22 protein-coding genes and 1 pseudogene are annotated in these 22,477 nt (G+C 67.9%); 18 read left to right on the plus strand and 5 right to left on the minus strand.

All coding sequences use genetic code 11. The annotated features are described in order from the left end of the window. The 4 genes from EOW66_RS19935 to EOW66_RS19950 form a co-directional block, all read left to right on the plus strand. Positions 1-436: CoA-transferase (locus EOW66_RS19935; RefSeq protein WP_128156865.1), on the plus strand; the 436-nt coding region annotated here is incomplete at its 5' end. Between the two features lie 269 nt (positions 437-705). Beyond that, complete coding sequence (locus EOW66_RS19940) at positions 706-1,695, plus strand: lysylphosphatidylglycerol synthase transmembrane domain-containing protein (protein WP_239017656.1); 990 nt, start codon at positions 706-708, stop codon at positions 1,693-1,695. 10 nt (positions 1,696-1,705) lie between these two features. Next, the gene (locus EOW66_RS19945) at positions 1,706-3,001 is read left to right on the plus strand and encodes an FAD-binding oxidoreductase (RefSeq protein WP_128158042.1); all 1,296 of its coding nucleotides are present in this window, start codon (positions 1,706-1,708) and stop codon (positions 2,999-3,001) included. Further along, positions 3,001-3,732: an SDR family oxidoreductase gene (locus EOW66_RS19950; protein WP_128158043.1), complete on the plus strand. Its 732-nt coding sequence runs from the start codon at positions 3,001-3,003 to the stop codon at positions 3,730-3,732. The genes EOW66_RS19945 and EOW66_RS19950 overlap by 1 nt, the downstream gene beginning before the upstream one ends. A 135-nt stretch (positions 3,733-3,867) precedes the next feature. Here the strand turns inward: EOW66_RS19950 and EOW66_RS19955 are convergent, their stop codons facing one another. Together EOW66_RS19955 and EOW66_RS19960 are read right to left on the minus strand one after the other, a co-directional pair. Continuing rightward, positions 3,868-5,301, minus strand: a complete 1,434-nt coding sequence (locus EOW66_RS19955) for a UbiA family prenyltransferase (RefSeq protein ID WP_128158044.1) — start codon at positions 5,299-5,301, stop codon at positions 3,868-3,870. A gap of 2 nt (positions 5,302-5,303) precedes the next feature. After that, positions 5,304-6,173 carry a lytic transglycosylase domain-containing protein gene (locus EOW66_RS19960; protein ID WP_113899650.1) on the minus strand — a complete coding sequence of 290 codons (870 nt, stop codon included), beginning with the start codon at positions 6,171-6,173 and terminating at the stop codon, positions 5,304-5,306. A gap of 353 nt (positions 6,174-6,526) precedes the next feature. Here EOW66_RS19960 and EOW66_RS19965 point away from each other — a divergent pair, with 353 nt between their 5' ends. The 13 genes and pseudogenes from EOW66_RS19965 to EOW66_RS20025 all read left to right on the plus strand — a co-directional run bounded on the left by EOW66_RS19965 (position 6,527) and on the right by EOW66_RS20025 (position 17,798). Next, a complete protein-coding gene (locus EOW66_RS19965; protein ID WP_128158045.1) occupies positions 6,527-6,724 on the plus strand; it encodes a hypothetical protein in 198 nt (65 codons plus the stop codon). A 261-nt stretch (positions 6,725-6,985) separates the two neighbouring features. Further along, positions 6,986-7,183: a hypothetical protein gene (locus EOW66_RS19970; RefSeq protein ID WP_128158046.1), complete on the plus strand. Its 198-nt coding sequence runs from the start codon at positions 6,986-6,988 to the stop codon at positions 7,181-7,183. Between the two features lie 259 nt (positions 7,184-7,442). Then, positions 7,443-7,589, plus strand: coding sequence for a hypothetical protein (locus EOW66_RS19975; RefSeq protein ID WP_239017657.1), 147 nt, complete (start codon positions 7,443-7,445; stop codon positions 7,587-7,589). 76 nt (positions 7,590-7,665) lie between these two features. After that, positions 7,666-8,535, plus strand: a complete 870-nt coding sequence (cpaB, locus tag EOW66_RS19980; protein WP_128158047.1) for a Flp pilus assembly protein CpaB — start codon at positions 7,666-7,668, stop codon at positions 8,533-8,535. 202 nt (positions 8,536-8,737) lie between these two features. Continuing rightward, positions 8,738-10,172, plus strand: a pseudogene (locus EOW66_RS19985) (type II and III secretion system protein family protein). A gap of 3 nt (positions 10,173-10,175) precedes the next feature. After that, positions 10,176-10,844, plus strand: a complete 669-nt coding sequence (locus EOW66_RS19990) for an OmpA family protein (RefSeq protein WP_128158048.1) — start codon at positions 10,176-10,178, stop codon at positions 10,842-10,844. A gap of 235 nt (positions 10,845-11,079) precedes the next feature. Then, a complete protein-coding gene (locus tag EOW66_RS19995) occupies positions 11,080-12,342 on the plus strand; it encodes an AAA family ATPase (RefSeq protein ID WP_128158049.1) in 1,263 nt (420 codons plus the stop codon). Positions 12,343-12,366: 24 nt separating this feature from the next. Next, positions 12,367-13,842, plus strand: a complete 1,476-nt coding sequence (locus EOW66_RS20000; protein WP_128158050.1) for a CpaF family protein — start codon at positions 12,367-12,369, stop codon at positions 13,840-13,842. 9 nt (positions 13,843-13,851) lie between these two features. After that, positions 13,852-14,820: a type II secretion system F family protein gene (locus EOW66_RS20005; protein WP_128158051.1), complete on the plus strand. Its 969-nt coding sequence runs from the start codon at positions 13,852-13,854 to the stop codon at positions 14,818-14,820. Between the two features lie 10 nt (positions 14,821-14,830). Further along, a complete protein-coding gene (locus EOW66_RS20010) occupies positions 14,831-15,835 on the plus strand; it encodes a type II secretion system F family protein (protein ID WP_128158052.1) in 1,005 nt (334 codons plus the stop codon). Further along, a complete protein-coding gene (locus tag EOW66_RS20015) occupies positions 15,835-16,398 on the plus strand; it encodes a tetratricopeptide repeat protein (protein ID WP_128158053.1) in 564 nt (187 codons plus the stop codon). Before EOW66_RS20010 ends, EOW66_RS20015 begins: the two co-directional genes overlap by 1 nt. Before the next feature lie 26 nt (positions 16,399-16,424). Beyond that, entirely contained in the window at positions 16,425-17,291 is an 867-nt protein-coding gene (locus tag EOW66_RS20020; RefSeq protein ID WP_128158054.1) for a tetratricopeptide repeat protein, read from the plus strand. A gap of 3 nt (positions 17,292-17,294) precedes the next feature. Beyond that, positions 17,295-17,798: a prepilin peptidase gene (locus EOW66_RS20025; RefSeq protein ID WP_128158055.1), complete on the plus strand. Its 504-nt coding sequence runs from the start codon at positions 17,295-17,297 to the stop codon at positions 17,796-17,798. A 4-nt stretch (positions 17,799-17,802) separates the two neighbouring features. Here the strand turns inward: EOW66_RS20025 and EOW66_RS20030 are convergent, their stop codons facing one another. Then, on the minus strand, positions 17,803-19,452 hold the full coding sequence (locus EOW66_RS20030) for a hypothetical protein (protein ID WP_128158056.1): 1,650 nt from the start codon (positions 19,450-19,452) through the stop codon (positions 17,803-17,805). 116 nt (positions 19,453-19,568) lie between these two features. Between EOW66_RS20030 and EOW66_RS20035 the strand changes: the two genes are divergently transcribed. After that, on the plus strand, positions 19,569-20,879 hold the full coding sequence (locus EOW66_RS20035) for an ATPase (protein ID WP_128158059.1): 1,311 nt from the start codon (positions 19,569-19,571) through the stop codon (positions 20,877-20,879). 7 nt (positions 20,880-20,886) lie between these two features. Here EOW66_RS20035 and EOW66_RS20040 read toward each other — a convergent pair whose 3' ends face one another. Both EOW66_RS20040 and EOW66_RS20045 read right to left on the minus strand, forming a co-directional pair. Beyond that, complete coding sequence (locus tag EOW66_RS20040) at positions 20,887-21,723, minus strand: LytTR family DNA-binding domain-containing protein (protein ID WP_128158057.1); 837 nt, start codon at positions 21,721-21,723, stop codon at positions 20,887-20,889. Between the two features lie 112 nt (positions 21,724-21,835). Continuing rightward, positions 21,836-22,477 (minus strand): tetrahydrofolate dehydrogenase/cyclohydrolase catalytic domain-containing protein (locus EOW66_RS20045; RefSeq protein WP_128158058.1); only part of this gene is annotated, 642 nt, incomplete at its 5' end.

Raw genomic sequence — 22,477 nt, forward strand, 5'->3', positions numbered from 1 at the left:
TCTGATCAACGCCGGCAAGCAGACGATCACCGAGCTGCCGCAGACCGCCTATTTCGACAGCGCCACCTCCTTCGGGATGATCCGCGGCGGCAAGATCGCGATGGCGATCCTCGGCGCGATGGAAGTGAGCGAAAAGGGCGATCTGGCGAACTGGATGATCCCGGGCAAGCTGGTGAAGGGCATGGGCGGCGCGATGGATCTCGTCGCCGGCGTCAAGCGCGTCGTCGTGGTGATGGACCACACCAACAAGCACGGCGAGTCGAAGGTGCTGAAGGCCTGCACGCTGCCGCTGACCGGGCAGGGCGTGGTCGACCGGATCATCACCAATCTCGGCGTGCTCGACGTGACGCACAAGGGTCTGCACATCGTCGAGCTCGCCGACGGCGTGAGCGAGGCGCAGCTGCGCGCCGCGACCGAGGCGACGATCGTCGACTGACGCGCCCCGCCCTGACCGCACCCGCAAGGCCCCGCGCCCCCGCGGGGCCTTCGCCCGTTCCGGCCCCCGGCCCCTTTCCGGCCCCCGCCCCCTCCTGTCCCTCCCCGGCTTCCAATCGCCCGAAATATCCCGGGGGTGAGGCCGAAGGCCGAGGGGGCAGCGCCCCCTCTCTCCGACCAGTCCCGAAGCGCCGCCCGCCCCGGAAATTGTCTCCATTTCCGCAACAGCATCACAATTCCGCCTGAATCCCCGAGTATCCGAGGCCAATGATGCGCCTGCACCCCACCTCTGCCCCCTGCGAGCCCCGCCGTCCCCGGCGGCGCGACCGGCTGCTCATCGCCGCGCTCGTTCTCGCGGTGCTGGCCGGGCTCGCGGGCCTCGCCTCGGGCACCGGCTGGGCCGAGATCGGCGCGCAGATCGGCGCCGTGCGGCCCTGGCAGCTTTGCACGCTCCTCGGTCTCTCGCTTGCGAATTACCTCGCGCGGGCACTGCGCTGGCACCTGCTCGCACGCCGGCTCGGCCTGCCCACCGATCTCGCGCAGGATGCCCGCCACTATCTCGGCGGTTTCGCGATGGCGGTGACACCGGGCCGGGTGGGCGAGCTCGTGCGGATGCGCTGGCTGCGCCGCGAAACGGGCTGGAGCGTGACGCGCACCGCCCCGCTCGCGCTGATGGACCGCGCGGGCGATCTGGCCGCGATGGGGCTTTTGCTCGCGCTCGCGGTCGCGCTGGCCGCGGGCGGCATCGCGGGCGCGCTGCCGGTCACCGGGCTTGCACTGGCGGCGGCGGTGATCGCCACCCGCCCGGCGCTGCTCGCCGCCCTCGTCACCCTCGCCTTCCGCGCCCTCGGCCGCTTCCCGCGCGCCTTCGCCCGGGCCCGCGCTGCGGCGCGCTCGCTTTCCCGCTTCAGCCACGGCCCGACACTGACCCTTGCGCTTGCCCTCGGCCTTGCCGGCTGGGGCGCCGAGGCGTTTTCCTTCCATCTGCTGCTCGGCTGGATGGGCGCCGATGTCGGGCTGTGGAAGGCCGTCGCGATCTTCGTCTTCGCCACGCTCGCGGGCGGGCTCACCGGCGCGCCGGGCGGGCTTGGCGGGGCCGAGGCGGCGATGGTCGCGCTGCTCACGCTCGAGGGCGTGCCGCTTGCCGTCTCGGTGCCGGCCACCGCCCTCATCCGCCTCACCACGCTGTGGTTCGCGATCGCGATCGGCCTTGCGGCCTTCCCGATCGCCGAACGCGCCTCCCTGAAAGCCCAAGGATAAGGGTCTGACAATGGACTGGAAACAGGCAGACTACAGCGGCTGGGGCCGCGCCCTCAGCGCCCGGGGCGAGATCGCCCGGCCCGAACGGCACGCCGCCCTCGCCAGCCTCGACGCCGCCCCCGCCTTCGGCATGCGCCGCTCCTATGGCGATGCCGCGCTGAATGCCGGCGGGCGGGCGATCGACATGACGCGGCTCGACCGGCTGCTCGGCTTCGCCCCCGAGACCGGAGTGCTCTCGGTCGAGGCCGGCGCCCGCATCGGCGATCTCGCCCAGGCCTTCGCGCCGCGCGGCTGGCTGCCCGCGGTGATGCCCGGCACCGGCTTTGCCACGGTCGGCGGCTGCATCGCGCAGGACGTGCACGGCAAGAATCACCACCACGCCGGCAGCTTCGGCGCCCATGTCACCGAGATCACCCTGCTGCAGGGCGGAACCGAGATCAGCGTCGACCCCGGCACGGCCCTTTTCCGCGCGACGGTGGGCGGGCTCGGCCAGACCGGGGTGATCGTCGCGGCAAAGCTGCGGCTCACGGCCTGCAAGGGCGACGTCATGCTGGTGACCGAGCGGCGCGCGCGCGACTGGGACGAACATCTCGCGCTGCTCGACGGCTCGACCGCCACCTACACCGTGGGCTGGATCGACGCGACGGCGACGGGCACGGCGCTTGGCCGCGGCATCGTCGAGGAGGGCGAGACCGGCGCCGGCCTCGTGCGGCGGCGCGAAAGGGTCCGGCGCGTGCCGATCGACGCGCCGAATTTCGCGCTCTCCGCCCCCGTCGTGCATCTCTTCAACCGCGCCTATTACGCCCGCGTGCCCGCCCGCGGCCGGACGCTGGTCAAGCCGATCGGCGATTTCTTCTTTCCGCTCGACAAGATCCACGACTGGAACCGGCTCTATGGCAAGCGCGGCTTCCATCAGTTCCAGTGCGTCGTGCCGCTCGCCGCCGCGCCCGCGCTGCGCGAGATGCTGGCCGAGATCGCGACCTCGGGCCTTGCCTCGCCGCTGGCCGTGCTCAAGCGCATGGGGCCGGGGCGTGCGGGCTTTCTCAGCTTCCCGATGGAGGGCTACACCCTCGCCGTCGACTTCCCGAACCGCGAGGCGGCCCGCGCCCTCATCGCGCGCCTCGAGGACCGCACCGCCGAGGCAGGCGGCCGGCTTTACTTCGCCAAGGACGCCCTTGCCCGCGGCGCACAGATCCGCGCGATGTATCCCGAGCTCTCCGACTGGCAGGCCGAGGTGACGAAGGCCGACCCCGAGCGCCGCTTCGAAACCGACCTCGTCCGCCGGCTGAACCTGAGGAACGCGTGATGGAAACCTGGATCCTGCTCGGCGCGACCTCGGCCATTGCCCGCGCCTTCGCCCGCCGCCTTGCGGCCGAGGGCACCACCCTCTTCCTTGCCGGCCGCGACGAGGCCGAACTCGAGGCGATCGCCGCCGATTGCCGGCTGCGCGGCGCGGCCGGGGCCGAGGTGCTGGCCTTCGACGCGCGCGACCCGGCGGGATATCCCGCACTGATCGAGCGGCTCGCGGCGCAGGAGGGCGTGCTGAACGCCGCCTCCTTCGTCGGCTCGATGCCCGAGCAGGCCGCAATCGACGCCGAGCCGCGGCTGATCGCCGGCGTCATCGCCGACAGCTTCACCGGCCCGGCGACCTTCCTGCAAATGCTCGCGCCGCTCCTCGAGGCGCGCGGCACCGGCACGATCGTCGGCATCGGTTCGGTCGCGGGCGACCGCGGCCGGCTTGGCAATTACGTCTACGGCGCGGCGAAGGCGGGCTTTGCCACCTACCTCTCGGGCCTGCGCAACCGTTGCGGCCGCAAGGGCGTGCATGTGCTGACGGTGAAACCTGGCCCGGTCGACACCTCGATGACCTGGGGCATGAAGATGCCCTTCATGACCAGCCCCGAGGCCGTCGCCGCCGACATCGCCCGCGCGGTGAAACACCGCCGCAACGTGATCTACTCGGCGCCGATCTGGCGGCTGGTGATGGCGGTGATCCGGCTGATCCCCGAACCCGTCTTCAAGAAGATGTCGTTCTGATCGCCCGGGCGGCGGCACTGCCGCAAGCGCCGGACGCCTCCGGCGGGAGTATTTGGGCCAGGAAAACCCCTGGCCCTTTTTCCTGGCGGAAATACTCCCGGGGGTGCGGGGGCAGGCAGCCCCCGCCCTGTCGTGTCAGCCGCCGAACCACCGCGCCCAGAGCCCCGCCGCCCAGAACATCAGGCTGAGCGTGATCATCAGGATACCCAGCCCGAACTTGTCCTTCATCGCGAAGACGATCGGGTCGTAATCCTGCTTGCCGAACCAGCCGAGCATCACCATCCGCACCAGCCACGCCCCCATCGGCAGCATGGCGAGCCACAGCAGCCAGGTGTCGGGGTAAAGCGCCTGTCCCTGCGGCGAGACCGAATAGAGGAAGAAGACCACCAGCGCCCCGGCAACGCCGAGGCCCGCGACGTTCAGCAGATCGCCCCGGTCGGGCCGGCCATAGCCGCGCCCGGGCAGGCGGTCGTCATTCGTTGCCAGCGTGAGTTCGGTCAGCCGCTTGACGCAGCCAAGCGCGAGGAACACCGGGAAGACGAAGATCAGCATGTAGATCGAGACATCGACCTGCCCCGCCGCGGCCCCTGCCACCACCCGGATCGTGTAGAGCGTGGCAAGCGTCGCGATATCGACCCAGCGCATCCGCTTGAGCTTGAGCGAATAGGCGAGCGACAGCACCATATAAAGCAGCACCACGCCGACGAAGCCCGCGTTCAGCGCCGCACCAAGGCCAAGCGCCAGCACGATCAGCCCGGCGCAGGCGATCATGCCGACCCGGATCGGCACCGCGCCCGAGGCGAAGGGGCGGCGGCATTTCGTCGGGTGCAGCCGGTCCGCCTCGAGATCGAGCAGGTCGTTGACGATGTAGATCGCCGAGGCCGCGGCCGAGAAGGCGATGATGCCGAGGACGACCGGCCAGAAGGTGGCGCCGTCGAAGCGATGCGCCGCGATCAGCGGCAGCAGCAGCAGCACGTTCTTCACCCATTGGTGCGGCCGCATCGCCTTCCACAGCGCCGCAGCGCTCCAGCCGCCGGGCACGCGCGCCACGGTCTGCCCAAGCGTCTCGAGCTGGGTGACCTCGGCCACCTCGCCCACCACCACCGCAGCGCGGGCCGCGCGCCAGACCGGCAGGTCGGCGGCCTCGTTGCCGGCATAATCGAAGCCCGCGCGACCGAAGGCGTCGATCAGCGCACCGGCCTTCGCCTCGCCCTTCAGGTTGGTGACCCCGTCCGAGGCGAAGACCCGCGCCGAGAGCCCGTATTCGGCGGCGAGCGCCGCCACCAGGCGGCGGTCCGAGGCGGAGGCAAGGCAGACCTCGATGCCCTCGGACATCGCCTCTTCGGCCATCGCCGCGATCTCGGGGTTCACCGGCATCAGGTCGGTGCGCAGCGGCGCGATCTCCGCAAGCTCGGCCTTCAGCCGCGCCGGGTCGCGCGCATGCCGCGCAACGGCGGCGAGCGTGGCCAGCGGATCACGGCCGAGCCCGGCCCAGAATGTCTCGAACAAAAGGTCCGTCTTCAGGAACGTCCCGTCGACGTCCAGCACCAGCGGCCGGGTATCGGTCATGCTTATCCTTTCAGGGCGAAGACGCAGCCGTCCGTCACCAGCTCGGGCGGCGAGAGGCACAGCCCCCGCGCCACCTGCCAGGCGGCGAGCACCTTCGGAACGTAATCGCGGGTCTCGGCATAGGGCGGCACGCCCCCTGCCCGCTTCACCGCATTCTCGCCGGCGTTATAGGCGGCGATGACCATCAGCGGGTCGCGGTCGAATTCCTTCATCAGCCAGTCGAGATAGGCCACACCGCCGCGGATGTTCTTGCCCGGGTCGGTGCTGTCGTCGACGTCGAATCGCGTGGCGGTGGCGGGGATCAGCTGCATCAGCCCGACCGCGCCCGAGCGCGACACCGCATCCGGCCGCCCGCCCGATTCGGTCGAGATCACCGCCAGCACCAGCGCCGGCGAGACCTCGGTGCCGATCGTCGCCGCGAGGATGTCGCGGCCGTGGCGGTCGGCGATGTCTTGCAGATGCGCCAGACGCGGCGCGCGCACGCTTTGCCCGCCCGGGCCGGAGGAGAGCGCCTCAAGCGCCTTCTGGAATCGCCCGGCGCGGTCGCCAAGCGTGGGCGAGACCGTCGTCCAGTACCAGCCATAGGAGGACGGCGCGCCCTGCGGCATCACCCCGCCCGGGGTGATGATCTCGGCCCCCGGCATCCGGGTCACCGGCGCGAAGGGACGGGACGCGGCGGCGGCCAGCTCGCGCGCCTGTTCCTCGGGGTTGATCTGGATCGTCAGGAATCGCTTCGTGCCCGGCGCGGGCGGCAGCACGCGCTTCGGCTTGAAGAAATTCACAGTCGGCGTGTCATGGCGCACCTCGGCCGCCAGCGGCGCGGCCAGAACTGCCGCGCAGACCAAGAGAGTCGCTGCCCATCTGCTGCGCATCTGCGCTGTCCTGCTCGTTGCGGGTCTGCTGCCCTTTGTTCCGTTATCCGCGAGAATCGGAAAAAAATCCAGAAGGCGGAACAGAATCGGGCGAAGCCGCGGCCGATTCGCCACCCCGCCCCCCAGAAAGCCTCCGGCGCGCGCTTTGTCGCACCGAAATAAACCAAGCCAGATCAGCGCGTTAATGGCGCGCCCAGGAAAAGGTTCATTTTTCGTAAAAACGCCAGCCGACTGCCCAAATCGGGCCACGATCCGGGAGCTAACTGCACTCATCCCGCAAGGCGAAGCGCCAAGGTAGACACCGGCAGCCAAGGCGCGGAGCAACCAAAGACCAGATCCCAGGAGAGACAGAGATGAAATTCTTCAAATTCGCCCGCAAGATCCGCACCGAAGAAGACGGCGCCGTGACCGTTGACTGGGTCGTGCTGACCGCCGCCGTCGTCGGCCTCGGCGCCGCCGCGCTGATCACCGTCCGCCAGAACACGATGACCGCGGCCGGCACCATCGGCACCTACCTGTCGGGCGTGACCGTCAACACCGCGACGAAATGAACCGCGCCCGCTCTCAGAACCGCCCGGAAAGGCCGCACCTCTGGTGCGGCCTTTTGCATTCCCGTCCTGCCCAACCGCCCCGATGAACCTGCCCAACCCCCGCGATAAAAATGTGTCCGCCGCGAAGAAGAGCACAAAGCGCCCAATTCGGGCCACGATTCGGGGCCATACCAATCCCATACCGCGATGCAGGGGCCGAGCAGATGGTGCCCGATAATCGGCACCGCGGGACCTGCAACCAGACCCTTAGGAGAGACAGAGATGAAATTCTTCAAATTCGCCCGCAAGATCCGCACCGAAGAAGACGGCGCCGTGACCGTTGACTGGGTCGTGCTGACCGCCGCCGTCGTCGGCCTCGGCGCCGCCGCGCTGATCACCGTCCGCTCGAACACGATGACCGCGGCCGGCACCGTCGGCACCTACCTGTCGGGCGTGACCGTCAACACCGCGACGAAATGAGCCAAAGCGGCAAGCATCCGCACGGGAAGGCCGCACCTCGGGTGCGGCCTTTCTCCTTTCGGCCGGCGCACCCCAGCTTTCCGCCCGCGGAAGACGCCAACGAGATTGCATGCCAGCGCCGTATTTTTGCCAATAAATCCGGTCAGAAAGACACAACGGCGCGGTTGGACGAATGACGAACCCGCCCCACACAGGGAGAGGAACAGCAATGCAGAAGGTCCACCACAGACTGCGGAGGCTGCGCTCCGAAGAGGGTGCGGTGACCATCGACTGGGTCGTCCTGACGGCGCTGCTTGTCTCGCTGGGCATGATCGTCGGCACAATGGTCTGGGGCCCGACCGAAAGCGCGGGCGACCGCGTCGCCGATTACATCCTGGCTCAGACGACCCTGGTGCCCGAGCACTGATCGCCGTTCCCCGGCAACCGCCGGCTGGCCCCAGCCCCGCCGGATTGTCCCGGCACCGCAGCGAAGGAAAGCTGAAATGCGCCTCATCGTCGTTCTTGTCCTCGCTCTCGGCGTCACGCTCGCCGGCGCTGCGGTCTACCTGTTCCAGGGACAGCTGACGCAGTTTCAACAGCAGCGCGACATGCTGATGGCGGTGCAGGCGAAGATCCCGCCGCTGACCGATGTCGTGATTGCCAAGCGCGCCCTGAAATACGGCGAGCGCTTCACCATCGCCGATCTCGACATTGCCAAGGTCCAGGCCGACAAGGTGCCCGCGGGCGCCTTCCACCTGCTGACCGCACGGCAGGGCACGCCCGAAGCGCAGGTCGCCGCCTTCCTCGAGGGCGAGACGCGGCCGCGCGCCGCGTTGCGCTCCTTCGAGGCGAACGAGCCGATCCTCGGCACCAAGATCACCGTTCCGGGCGTCGATGCCGGGATCATGGCCAACCTCGCCCCCGACAAGCGCGCCTTCACCATCCAGGTCGATGTCGCTTCCGGCGTGTCGGGCTTCCTGCGGCCGGGCGACCGGGTCGACGTCTACTGGTCAGGCGCCGTCAACGGCGAGCCGGTGACGAAGCTGATCGACACCAACCTGCAGCTGATCGCCATCGACCAGAGCGCCGATGCCGACCGCAGCGAGGAGACCAAGATCGCCCGCACCGTCACCGCCGAGGTCACCCCCGAACAGGTCGCGGCGCTGACGCTCGCGCAGTCGACCGGCAAGCTCACCCTCTCGCTCGTCGGCATGACCAACACCGCCGAACTCGGCGCGATCGAGATCGACCGCGACCAGCTTCTGGGCATCCAGGCACAGGAAGCGGTGAAGGTCGAGGCGCCCAGGGTCTGCACGATCAAGACCCGCAAGGGCAGCGACGTGATCGAGACCCAGATCCCCTGCACGAACTGACGCCTCGGGCCCTTGCCCGTCAGGCAACCGCCCCTGACCCGGCGCGGACGCGACCACGGGCGCATGAATTTCACCTCACAATCGGTTGATTCTTGCAATAATTAACGCTTTCCGGCACAGTCGGCCGGAAGTGGGCATGCAAGACCCAGAAAACGGACGCGCGTTCCGGGCAGTGTGACGTGATCGGAGAGGCGAGATCACAATGAAGATCAAGAGGTTCCTGACAGCTTGCGCGCTTGGCGCCGCGCTCGGGCTTGCGGTGGCGCCGATGGCTCAGGCGGAGACCCTGCGGGTGATGTCGGGCTCAACCTCGGCCCCCCCTCAGCGTGCCGATGAACCGTGCCGTGGTGGTCGAAAGCGATCAGCCCTTCTCGGAGCTGTCGATCGCCAACCCCGGCATCGCCGATATCACCACCCTCTCCGACAAGACGATCTACGTGCTCGGCAAGCTGCCCGGCCGCACCACGATGACCATCCTCGGCCCGGACGGGAAGCTGATCTCGAACGTCGAGGTGCAGGTCACCCCCGACATCGCCGAGTTCAAGGAACGGCTGAAGCAGATTCTGCCCGGCGAGAACATCGAGGTCCGCACCGCCAATGACGGCATCGTGCTGTCGGGCACCGTCTCCTCGACTGCCAAGCTCGACCGCGCGCTCGACCTGGCCAAGCGCTACGCGGGCGACCGGGTGTCGAACCTGATGACCGTCGGCGGCACGCAGCAGGTGATGCTGAAGGTGCGCTTCGCCGAAATGCAGCGCTCGGTTTCGAAGAACCTCGCGGCCTCGCTCGGCGTGCGCGGCACCGTGGGCGGCGGCAAGGCCCAGACCGGGGTGATCACCGGCACCGGCAACTTCGGCTCCGCCAACGCGATTTCGAACGCCTTCGACAAGGGCACGATGCCGCTTTCTGGCGGCGGCACGGGCGCGCTCGGCCTCGGCTTCACCGCCGGCAACCTCGAATTCGCGGTGCTGCTCGAGGCGCTCGAATCGAAGGGCATGGTGCGCACCCTCGCCGAGCCGAACCTGACCGCGCTCTCGGGCCAGCAGGCGAAGTTCCTCGCCGGCGGCGAATACCCGATCCCGGTGATCGACGGCACCAACGGCGGCATCTCGATCGAGTACAAGCCCTTCGGCGTCGAGATGGCATTCACCCCGCGCGTCGTCGACGGCGATCTGATCAACCTCGAGATCGCGGCCTCGGTCTCGGCGATCGACACCTCGGTGACGATGTCGAACGGCAGCTTCTCGGTCAACGCCTTCAAGAAACGCGAGACCTCGACCACCGTCGAGATGCGTGACGGCGAGAGCTTTGCCATCGCCGGCCTGCTGCAGGACGACTTCAACGATCTGAACGACCAGATCCCGTGGCTCGGTGACGTGCCGGTGCTTGGCGCGCTGTTCCGCTCGACCTCGTTCGAGCGCAAGCAGTCCGAACTGGTGATCATCGTCACGCCGCACCTTGTGCAGCCCACCCGCGGCGAGGCGCTGGCGCTGCCGACCGACCGGGTCCGCCTGCCGAGCGAGAAGGAGCTGTTCCTCTTTGGCAAGACCGCCGGTTCCGGAGCGCCGACCTCCGGCCCGGCCGCCGAGGTTGCCAAGCAGGACTTTTCCGGCTCCTATGGCTATGTGATGGAGTGAGTGATGCAGCGGGAACGTCCGGCACTGCGGTTTGGCCTGATCCTGGCAGCGGCCCTCGTGCTGGCTGGCTGCACCTCCGACCGCGAGGCCGGGGCTGATTACGAGGGCGGCGGCTTCGGCAACGCCACGATGAACAACACGCTGATGATGAGCGGCGAACGCAACATCGCCATCAGCCTGACGAAGAAATTCGCCGCCGATGTGCAGAACACGGTGAATTTCGCCTTCAACTCTGCGGCGCTCGACGGCCAGGCGCAGGAAATCCTGCGCCGCCAGGCGGACTGGATCAAGCAGTTCCCCGAGGTGCGCTTCCGCGTCTACGGCCATACCGACCTTGTCGGGTCGGACGCCTACAACAAGGCGCTCGGCCTGCGCCGCGCCCAGGCGGTGGTCGCCTTCCTGACCGCGCAGGGGATCTCGCGCGCCCGGCTCGAGGCGGTCGTGTCCTTCGGCAAGACGCAGCCGCTGGTCTACACCCAGGCCCCGAACGAGCAAAACCGCCGCACGGTGACCGAGGTCTCGGGCCTGATGGCGCGCAGCCCGCAGCTGCTGAACGGCAAATATGCCGAGGTGATCTTCCGCGAATACGTGAGCGGCGCGACGCAGATCCCCACCAACCAGGTCAGCAACCAGAACTCGGCAGGCGTCGGCATGTCGGGCAGCGGCAACTGAGCTTTCCGCAGAACGTCAACAGTCGGGGCGGGCTTTGCAACAAAGCCCGCCCCTTTGCATTGATCGTCGCCCGATACCCCACAATTGGAACAATCCGGCCCCAATGTCGCCCAGATTGACCGCGACCTTGAGCGCAGACGGAAAGGCACGGCATCCGAGTCGTGCCCGGATCGCATCCGCGGCAGGCCTCCCCCCGGCCCCGGGTTGCGACACGCGCAACAAAGGACGTGAGGCAATGACTGCAGCAGCTGTACTGACCCCTGACCCCGCGCCCATCGTGGCCTGCACGGTGTCCCGCGACGTCTCGAACTTCGACCTGCTGATCGAGGACATGGAAGCCGAGCTCGGCGAGAGCTGGGGTGATCTCGGCTTCGAGGATGCCATGGTGTTCCTCGGTCAGCCCGATGCCCGGAGCCTCGAATTCATCGCCATCGCCATCGACAGCGACGACGAGCATGACCTCGCCCGGATCTCGGGCATCATCACCGAGGCGAAGAACCGCGGCATCCGCGTGATTCTGATCGCCGAGGAGGTGAGCCCGATCGTGCTGCACCAGCTGCTGCGCCTCGGCGCCGACGATTTCGTCCCCTACCCGCTGCCCGAAGGCTCGCTGCACGAGGCGATCGAGCGGCTCGGCCAGTCCGAGTTGCCGCCCGAGCTGCCCGCCCATGCCGCGCCGCCAAGCTTCAAGCCGACCGGCGGGCGCAACGGCGCGGTGCTCGCCGTGCACGGGCTCGCGGGCGGCGTCGGGGCCACCACCTTCGCGGTCAACCTGGCGTGGGAGCTGGCCAATCCCGAAACGAGCAAGAAGAACCCGGTGACGCCGCCGCGCGTGTGCCTGCTCGATCTCGACCTGCAATATGGCTCGGTCGCGACCTATCTCGACCTGCCCCGCCGCGAGGTGATCTTCGAGCTGCTGTCGGACACCGCGCAGATGGATGCCGAAAGCTTCGGCCAGGCGCTGCTGACCTTCAACGACAAGCTGCACGTGCTGACCGCGCCCTCGGACATGCTGCCGCTCGACATCGTCGGCGGCGAGGACATCGAGCGGCTGATCGAGATGGCGCGCAACAACTTCGACTATGTCGTGATCGACATGCCGAAGACGGTGGTGAGCTGGACCGAGACGGTGCTGAACCAGGCCCATGTCTATCTTGCCCTGCTCGAGCTCGACATGCGCTCGGCACAGAATGCGCTGCGGATGATCCGCGCGCTCAAGGCCGAGGGGCTTGCCACGGAAAAGCTGCGCTACATCCTGAACCGGGCGCCGAAATTCACCGATCTGAACGGCAAGTCGCGGGTGAAGCGCCTGGCCGAGAGCCTCGACATCGCGATCGAGGTGCAGCTGTCGGACTGCGGCAAGCTGGTGACTCAGGCGAATGACCACGGCCTGCCGCTCGCGCTCAGCGCGGCGAAGGCACCGCTGCGCCGCGACATCCAGAAGATCGCCCTGTCGCTGATCGAACGCAACCAGCAGGAGGCGGCAACCGCCGCCTGAACCGTCGCCGTCCGGAGGTAGATGATGTTTTCCCGCTACAAGAAATCGACGCCTGCCACCCGGACCGCCGCGGCCGCCGCGGCCACCCCCACCACCGCGCCGGCCACAGGCTCTGCGCCGCCGCCGCCGTTGCCGAAGGCCGAGACGGCCAAATACGCGGTGCACCGCAAGCCCGCCCCAACCGCCCAGGCCCCCGCCCAGGCGGTGCAGGCCGAGAAGGACCGCAAGCGCAAGGAGCGCATGGGCGAGCTCAAGGTCGAGCTGCACAAGCGCCTGCTCGAGAACCTCAACCTCGCCGCGCTCGAACACGCCACCGAGGCCGATCTCAAGTCCGAGATCGCCGCGATCTCGAACGAGGCGATGGCGGAGATGTCGGTGGCGCTGAACGCGACCGAGCGGCAGACACTCTATCAGGAACTCTACGATGAGGTGATGGGGCTCGGCCCGCTCGAGCCGCTGCTGAAGGACGAGACGGTCTCGGACATCCTGGTCAACGGCCCGCAGCAGATCTTCGTCGAGCGCGGCGGCAAGCTGCAGCTGACCGATGTCACCTTCAAGGACGAGAAGCACCTGCTGCGGATCATCGACAAGATCGTCTCCGCCGTGGGCCGCCGCGTCGATGAATCGAACCCCTATGTCGACGCCCGCCTCGCCGACGGCTCGCGCTTCAACGCGATGGTGCCGCCGGTCGCCGTCGACGGCTCGCTGGTCTCGATCCGAAAGTTCAAGAAGGACAAGCTCGGCATCGACGACCTCGTCCGCTTCGGCGCCTTCACCGAGGAGATGGCCGCCTATCTGCAGGCCGCCGTCGCCACCCGGCTGAACATCATCGTCTCGGGCGGCACCGGCTCGGGCAAGACAACGACGCTGAACGCGCTCAGCTCCTTCATCGACAACTCCGAACGCATCCTGACGATCGAGGACACGGCGGAACTGCAGCTGCAGCAGACCCATGTCGGCCGGATGGAAAGCCGCCCGGCCAACGTCGAGGGCCGCGGTGCCGTCACCCAGCGCGACTGTCTGCGCAACGCCCTGCGAATGCGTCCCGACCGCATCATCGTCGGCGAAACCCGCGGCGAGGAAGTCATCGACATGCTGCAGGCGATGAACACCGGCCACGACGGCTCGATGACCACGATCCACGCGAACTCGGCGCGCGATGCGGTCTCGCGTCTGGAAAACATGATCGCGATGTCGGGCATCGAGATGCCGATCAAGGCGATGCGCTCGCAGATCGCCTCGGCCGTCAACCTGATCGTGCAGGCCTCGCGCCTGCAGGACGGCTCGCGCCGCATGGTCTCGATCACCGAGGTCACCGGCATGGAAGGCGAGGTGATCTCGATGCAGGAGATCTTCCGCTACGAGCGCCTCGGCCTGGCCCCCGACGGCAAGATCATCGGCCGCTTCACCGCGACCGGCGTGCGCTCGCATTACTCGGAACGCTTCCGGCAATGGGGCTACGACCTGCCGGCCGCGATCTACGATCCCGTTCTCGACTGAGGTGCAGCCATGATCATTTCCCCCACCCCGATCATCTACGGCCTGATCTTCGTCGCCGTCATCCTGCTCGTCGAGGGCATCTACCTGCTCGCCTTCGGCAAGTCGATCTCGCTCAACCGCAAGGTCAACCGCCGGCTCGAGATGCTCGACAAGGGCGTGCGCCGCGAGGAGGTGCTCGAACGGCTGCGCAAGGAGGCGACGCAGCACCTGACCTCGAAAGGCATCCCGCTCTATTCGATCCTCGCCTCGAAAGCGCAGAAGGCGAACATCGCCTTCTCGCCGAAGGCGCTTGTCGGGATCATGGGGCTGTTGTGCGTCGTGGCCTTCCTCGGCCTGTCGCTCGGCACCGACGCAAGCGCGCCGGTGCGCGTCGCGCTGTCGATCGCCATGGGCGTCGGCGGGATCTATTTCTGGGTGTCGTCGAAAGCCTCGAAGCGGCTCAAGCTTGCCGAGGAACAGCTGCCCGACGCGGTCGAGCTGATCGTGCGCGCGCTGCGCGTGGGCCATCCCTTTTCCTCGGCGATCCAGACCGTCGCGCGCGAGATCCCCGACCCGCTCGGCACCGAATTCGGCATCATCGCCGATGAGGCCGCCTATGGCCGCAACGTGGTCGACAGCCTGCGCTCCCTGGCCGAGCGGCTCGACATGCAGGACCTGCGCTTCCTCGCCGTCGCGGTGTCGATCCAGCAGACCTCGGGCGGCAACCTCGCCGAGGTGCTCGAGGGCCTCGCGAAGGTGATCCGCGCCCGGTTCCGGCTGTTCCGCCGCGTCCGCGCGATCACCGCCGAACCGAAATGGTCGGGCGTGTTCCTGTCGGGCTTTCCGCTTGCGGTGCTGCTGATCATCCAGATCCTCGACCCGCATTACTATGACACGGTGAAGGAAACGCCGCAGTTCATGCCCGCCGCGCTGATCGTCTTCGCCCTGCTCGGCGCGAACGTCCTGTTCATGAAGATCATGACCACGATCAAGGTCTGAGGAGGCCCCGATGAGCGACATCCTGAACATGCTGACCGGTGCTTTCGGTCCGATGGGGCCGGTCCTGGCGATGGCGGTGATCGGCCTTCTTCTCGTCGTCGCCACGCTTCCGGCGTTGCTGAAGAAACAGGCCGACCCGCTCGACAAGCTGCGCGCGACCGGCGAGATGCCGGCAGCGCCAGCGCGCGACACCGACCGCGGCAAGGCCAAGCCGCAGAAGCTGCGTGCCGACCAGGGCTCGGACAAGCTCGACAGATATGCGGGCTTCCTCGAGCCGAAGAACAAGGACGAGATGACCGAGGCGCGCAAATGGCTGCAGCGCGCGGGCTATCGCAGCCCCTCGGCGGTGCGCACCTTCCACGCGATCCAGTTCGCGATGGGGCTCGGCCTGCTTGGTCTCGGCATCGCCTATGCGCTCTACATGAACGCCACCGGCCCGGTGCCGCTGACGCCGACACAGATGATCCTTTACGTGCTGCTGCCCGGCGCCTTTGGCTACATCGCGCCGAAACGCTGGGTGAACGCCCGCGTCAACGCCCGCACCCAGGAGATCCAGGACGGCTTCCCCGATGCGCTCGACATGCTGCTTGTCTGCGTCGAGGCGGGGCAGTCGCTCGACCAGGGGATCGTGCGCGTCGCCAAGGAGCTGCAGGGCTCCTACCCGGCGATGGCCGAGGAATTCGAGACCGTCGCGCATGAGATCAAGGCCGGCCTCGACAAGGCCGTCGTGCTGCGCGCCTTCGGCGAGCGCAGCGGGGTGATGGATGTGATGTCCTTCACCACGGTGATGATCCAGAGCCAGCAGTTCGGCACCTCGATCGCCGACGCGCTGCGCCTTTATGCCGCCGACATGCGCGACAAGCGCGTGATGCGCGCCGAGGAGGCGGCGAACAAGATCCCGACGAAGATGACCCTTGGCACGATGATGTTCACCGTGCCGCCGCTGCTGATCATCCTTGTCGGCCCCTCGGTCCATGATATGCTTGAGAACTTCAAGGCGATCGGCGTGCACTGATGTTCCCTTTCCCGCGCAGCCCGGTTGTGGCTGCCCTGCTTCTCGGCCTTCTGGCCGCCTGTTCGGGCGGCCTGTCTCCTCCGAAAAACAGCCCCTATGCCCCCGGGGCGGCGCAGGGCGAGGGCGTCGACGGGCTGATCGTCGGCCACCGGCTGATGGCGGCGGGGGAATACGAGCTTGCGCTCAAGGCCTATTACCGTGCCGCGGCCGAACATGGTGCGAATGCCGATGTGCTCTCGGCGATCGGCTCGGCCGATCTCAAGCTCGGCCGGCTGAATCAGGCCGAGCAGATGCTGCGCCGCGCGGTCGAGGAGGACCAGACCTTCGTGCCCGCCTGGAACAATCTCGGCGTGGTGCTGATGGAACGCGGCAAGGTCCCCGAGGCCGCCCGCGTGTTCCAGACCGCCTTTGCGCTCGACAGTGGCCAATCGGACGCGATCCGCGAAAACCTCCGCCTCGCGCTCGCAAAGATGGACAAACCCGCCTATGATCCGGCGCAGGACAAGCCGTTCAAGCTGGTCCGGCGCGGGGCTGGCGAATACCTTCTGCTGACCCGGCAATGAGGTACGAGCAAGAAGGACGCAGAAAGATGCGCCACCCGATCCTGTCAACGGCGCTCGCGGGCGCCGCGCTCCTTCTCGCACTCGCCGGTTGCGGCGGCCGCCAGGACGCGGAGGCGGCGCGCGCGCTGAAAAGCGTGAATGCCGTCGACGAGACGAACCTCTCCGACATCATGCTGACGGTGGGCGACCCGCAGGAAGCGGTGAACTATTTCACCCGCACCGCGGCCGAGAACCCCGGGCGCATCGACATCCAGCGCGGTCTGGCGAAATCGCTGATCCGCAACGGCCAGCCCGCCGAGGCGGCGAAGGCCTGGGCCAAGGTCATCACGATGCCCGGCGCGACGCCGGACGACAAGGTCGGCCTTGCCGATGCGCAGATCCGCTCGAACGACTGGGCCGGGGCCAAGGCGACGCTGAACACCATCCCGCCGACGCACGAGACCTTCGAGCGCTACAAGCTCGAGGCGATGGTCGCCGACAGCGAGAAGAACTGGGCGAAGGCGGACAGCTTCTATGACACCGCCGTCGGGCTGACGACACGGCCGGGCGGCGTGCTGAACAACTGGGGCTTCTCGAAGCTGACCCGGGGCGATGCGAAGGGCGCCGAGAAGCTCTTTGCCGAGGCGCTGACCTACGAGCCGTCGAGCTTCACCACCAAGAACAACCTCGTGCTCGCCCGTGCGGCACAGCGCAAATACGATCTGCCGGTGATCGAGATGTCGCAAAGCGAACGCGCGCGGCTGCTCTACACCGCGGCGCTGTCGGCGGTGAAGCAGGGCGACGTGACGATCGGCAAGGGCCTGCTGCAGGATGCGGTCGACACCTCGCCCACCTATTTCGAGGAAGCGGCGCGCGCGCTCGAGGCGCTCGATTCCGGCTCGAAGAAGAGCTGAGCGATGCTGGCCCTTTCCGCCCCTGCTGCGGCCCTCGTCCTCTTGCTGCTGGTCACCCCGATCTGCCTGTGGGTGATCTATACCGACCTGAAATACATGAAGATCCGCAACAGCGCCGTGCTGGCGCTGGTGGCGGTCTTTGCCGTGGCGGGCGTGCTGGTGCTGCCGATCGACGTGTGGCTGTGGCGCTGGACCCATCTCGTGGTGATCCTGGCGATCGGCATCGTGCTGAACGTGATCGCGCATTTCGGCGCGGGCGACGCGAAATTCGCCGCCGCCGCCGCGCCCTTCTTCTCGTCCTCGCCCGACTCGATCCGGCTGACCGTGATGCTGCTCGCCGGGCTGACGCTCGCCGCCTTCGCCGCCCATCGGCTGCTGCGCGCGATCCCTGCGATGCGCGCCCTCGCCCCCGACTGGGTCAGTTGGCGGCGGCGCGACTTCCCCTTCGGCCTCGGCCTTGCCGGCACGCTCTGGGCCTATCTCGCCCTCGTTGCCGCCCTCGGCTGAGAGCTCAGCCCCGCTCCGGGCGCAGCAGGATATAGCCGTCGGTGCGCCGCTCCTCGATCAGGCGCCAGCCTGCGTCCGTGACCGCCTTCAGCATCGTCGCGCTGTATTTCGGCTGCGACGGGCAGAGCGGCACCAGCAGGTGATCGGCCGCCGCAATCCCGGGCGCACCGGCATAATACCAGGGCGCGCCCCCCTCGACCGGGCGGAAATCGCCGAAGAGCCACAGGCCCGACAGCAGATCCGCAACCAGCACCGCACTGCCGCCATAGCCCGCCGCCTGCAGATCGGCCGCAGTCGTCTCGAACCAGCCCTGCCCGCCCAGCTCGAGCGTGCAGGTGGGCAGGGTCTCGCCATTCAGCACCACGGATTTCGGCCGGTCTTTCTCCGGCACCCGGTCGGCCAGCGCGGCGGCGGCGGAACCGGGCTCGGCCCCGGCGATCCTGCGCTGCACGCCGTAGGCATGGGCGGCACTGACCAGAAGCCCCCCTTCACTCTCCCGTGCAGTCAGCATCGGCACCAGCCCCTCGCGTGGCATCATCGCCGCGCGCAGCGGGCTGAACAGCAGGTTCAGCATCGAGCCAGCGCCGAGGACCAGCGCCGCCACGCCCAAAGCGAGCAGCGCCGGACGCAGGCGCCAGCCCAGCCCGTTCGTCAGGGTCTCCCCCGGCAGCAGCGCCAGTGCCACCAGCCCGAGGAGCGGCAGCCATTGCGGGTCGTTGCCGAAATTCTGGTAGGTGACATAGAGAAAGCCCGGCACCAGCAGCAGCAGGGCAAGCCCCGCCGCCCGCTCCCCCGCCTGACGCAGGAAGATCACCGCGAAAAGCGCCAGCAGCGAACCACCGAGGTACTTCGGCCCGGTCATCACCATCGACAGGCTGTCACCCGGCGCCGCGCGCGTCTCCGACCCCGCCACCGATATCAGGTCGCGCAGATAGCCCGCCCAGAAATCGACGCCCAGCAGCGCCGTCGCCAGCGCCGCGACGGCCAGCCCGGCGAGCAGCGCCGCGAACACCCCCGCCGCCTCGCGCCGCGCCATCAGGCCGATCAGCACGGCGGGGGCGAAGGCGACGAAATAGGTGATCTTCAGCAGCGCCAGCATCGCCATCGCGCCGCCGATCAGCGCCCCGTCGAGCACCGGGCGCCGGCGCCCGATCGGTGCCATCAGCGCGAGCGGCAGCGCCAGATAGGCCAGCGCCCAGGCCCAGCGATTGTAATGCATCGAGAGCGCAAGGCCCGGCACCGTCTCGCCATGCACGAGGCCAAGGCACAGCATCAGCACACAGGCGCCGTAAAGCCAGGCAAGCCCGCCCGGAAAGCGCGAGCGCGCGGCCCGCAGCAGCGGCATGAAGAGCAGCGCCGCAACCAGTGCCTGCGCCGCGAGAAAGGCGTGCGCGAAATCGAGCCCCAGCCGGACGAACCCCGCAATCGGGGCAAAGCCCAGAATGCCGAGCGGCGTCATGAAATCACGGTGCGGCAGCTCGCCGAAAAGGGCCATGCGCAGCACGATATCGACGAGGTGCAGCGCGTCGCCCTCATAGAGGGTCACCGGCAGCCCCTGCCCCACGAAGGGCAGTGCCGCCAGCGCCAGCGCAAAGACCGCCATCCCCGCCGCAAGCCGCCCCGGCTGCGCCACCGTCCGCCGTGTCTCCGCCATCCCAGCCTCTCCGTCAAATTTCCAAGTTTTGGCCACAATAGCCGCGCAAGGTCGCGCTGTGAATCCCGATGCCGCAGCGCCGCAGACGCGCCGGCACAGCCATGGCAGGACCGCCGATGAACATGATGGCCTCGAATGTGATCGCCCCGCCGCCGCCGCGCACGCTGGCCGAGGTCGGGCTGAACACGGTGATGATGCGCGACATCCTGCTGAAGACGATGTTCCGCACCAACATGGACACGGCCACCGGCCTGTCGAAGCTGGTCGCGCTGCCGCTCACCCTGACGCAGGAGCTGATCGACCTGTGCCGCGGCCAGCGTCTGGTCGAGGCGACGGGCACGCTGCATGCGAATTCAGGCGGCGAGATGGGCTATCAGCTTGCCGATGCCGGCAAGGCCCGCGCCCTCGATGCGCTGTCGCAATCGGAATATTACGGTGCGATGCCGGTGCCGCTCGCGATCTACCGCGAGCAGGTGAAGCGCCAGTCGATCCGCAACATCCAGCTGACGCGGGCGCAGCTGACCGCGGCGATGGGGCATCTGATCCTGCCGCCGACGCTGATCGACCAGCTTGGGCCGGCGGTCTCCTCGGGCCGCTCGATCCTGATGTATGGCCCGCCCGGCAACGGCAAGTCCTCGATCTCGAACGGCATCCGCGACGCGATCGGCGACCGCATCTTCGTGCCGCGCGCGGTGGAATATGCGGGCCAGGTGATCGTCGTCTATGACCCGATCGTGCATTCCGCCGCGGTCGAGAGCGAGGACGACCCGACCGCCCTGCGCAAGAGCGGCAACCGCTTCGACAACCGTTATGTGCTGTGCGACCGGCCCACCGTCATCACCGGCGGCGAGCTCAGCCTCGACATGCTCGATCTCACCTACAACCCGACGGCGCGCACCTATACCGCGCCCCTGCAGATGAAATCCTCGGGGGGGGTGTTCATCGTCGACGACCTCGGCCGTCAGGCGGAACCGCCGCAAAAGCTCGTCAACCGCTGGATCGTGCCGCTCGAGGAGAGCCGCGACATCCTTGCCCTGCAATCGGGCGAGAAGTTCGAGGTGCCCTTCGACACGCTCGTCATCTTCTCGACCAACTTCCACCCGAACGAGATCTTCGACAAGGCGGCGCTGCGCCGGATCTTCTTCAAGATCAAGATCGACGGACCAAGCCAGTCGGACTATCTCAAGATCTTCTCGCTCGTCGCGAGGAAGCGGAAGATGCCGCTCGATGAAAAGGCGCTGCTGCACCTGCTGAAGGTGAAATACCCCACCATCAACAACGTCTACGCGAATTATCAGCCGATCTTCCTGATCGACCAGATGATCGCGATCTGCGAGTTCGAGGGCATCCCCTACCAGATGACCCCCGAGCTGATCGACCGCGCCTGGTCGAACATGTTCGTGCGCGAGGAAGAGATCCTCCACTGACGCCGGCTCAGGCCCCGGTCTTCTCGGGCGGCGGCAGCTCGAGTGCCTCGACCTGCGGCAGATAGGTGCGCGAGACCGGCACCTCGGAACCGTCGCACATCACCAAAAGCACCTTGCCGCGGCGGCGCACAAGGGCGCGGATTGCGGCCCGCGCCACCCAATGCGAGCGGTGCACCTGCAGCCCCTCGACCCCCTCCATCTCGGCCACCGCATCGGCAAAGCGCATCAGCAGCGAGCGCCGCCCGGTGGGCGTGATGACCTCGACGTAATGGTCGCGCACCTGCAGCCGCACGATTGGGCCGCAATCGCCCTTGGGCAGGCGCGCGGCAAGCCGCGGGCCGCTCTCGTCGGCGGTCGGGGGCGCGGCCGCCTCTGCCTCGAGATCGGGCAGCGCCGCCCCGCCCTCCTCCTCCGTCCACATCCGCAACAGGTCGGAGTTCGGGTTGAAGGCGTGGCGCAGGGTCGAAACCGCCATCGAGGCGACAAAGACATAGAGCGCCATCTCGGACACTTCGGGTGCCGCGGCACGGTCGGAGGCCACAAGGTCGGTGAGCCACCAGAACGGCGGGGTCAGCAGCAGCGCGGAAAAGAGCGCAAGCAAGGGCGCCTCGGCCGTGTAGCGGCGCAGCCCCATGTAATCGTCCACCACCACCCGCAGCACCGCGCCGACCAGCACACCGAGCCCGATGATCACCGGCCAATAGAGGCAGCGCATGCCAAGGGAGATTGACTGCAGCGTCCCGAATGGTCCGGCGACGATGCCGAAAATCGACATCACGCCCCAGATGACGGGGACGACGGGCTGAAACAGCGCCCGCTGATACGCTTGGACGAAGGAGGTCATTTCGTCCCGGCCCCCCCGCAGTTAAAGTTTTCTTACCCTGTGCTAGCGCCTCAGCTTCAATCCCGCAACACGCTATCGGCGATTTCGCCGGACCGATGCTCCTGCCTGCCGATCAGGCGGTGAGCCCCTCGGGTTCGGGCAGGCCGTTGGCACGGCAGCAGGCGGTCAGCGTATTGGCGAGCAGACAGGCGATGGTCATCGGCCCGACGCCGCCCGGAACCGGGGTGATCGCCCCCGCAACCTGCGACGCCGAGGCGAAATCGACATCGCCCACCAGCTTCGTCTTGCCGTCGCGCTCGATGCGGTTGATGCCGACGTCGATCACCGTCGCGCCCGGCTTCACCCAAGCGCCCGGGATCATCTCGGGCCGGCCCACGGCGGCGACGAGAATGTCGGCGCGGCGGCAGACTTCGCCCAGATCCTGCGTGCGCGAATGCGCGATCGTCACCGTGCAGCTGTCGCCCAGAAGCAGCTGCGCCATCGGCTTGCCGACGATGTTCGAGCGGCCGACGACCACGGCATCGAGGCCGCTGAGGCTGCCCAGATGGTCGCGCAGCATCATCAGGCAGCCGAGCGGCGTGCAGGGCACCATCGCCTTCTGCCCGGTGCCCAGAAGCCCCACATTCGAGATGTGGAAGCCGTCGACGTCCTTCGCGGGGTCGATGGCGTTGATCACCAGATCGCTGTTCAGATGCCCCGGCAGCGGCAGCTGCACGAGGATGCCGTGCACCGCCGGATCGGCGTTGAGCTGAGC

The organism is Paenirhodobacter huangdaonensis (assembly GCF_004022465.1).
Classification (GTDB): domain Bacteria; phylum Pseudomonadota; class Alphaproteobacteria; order Rhodobacterales; family Rhodobacteraceae; genus Rhodobacter; species Rhodobacter huangdaonensis.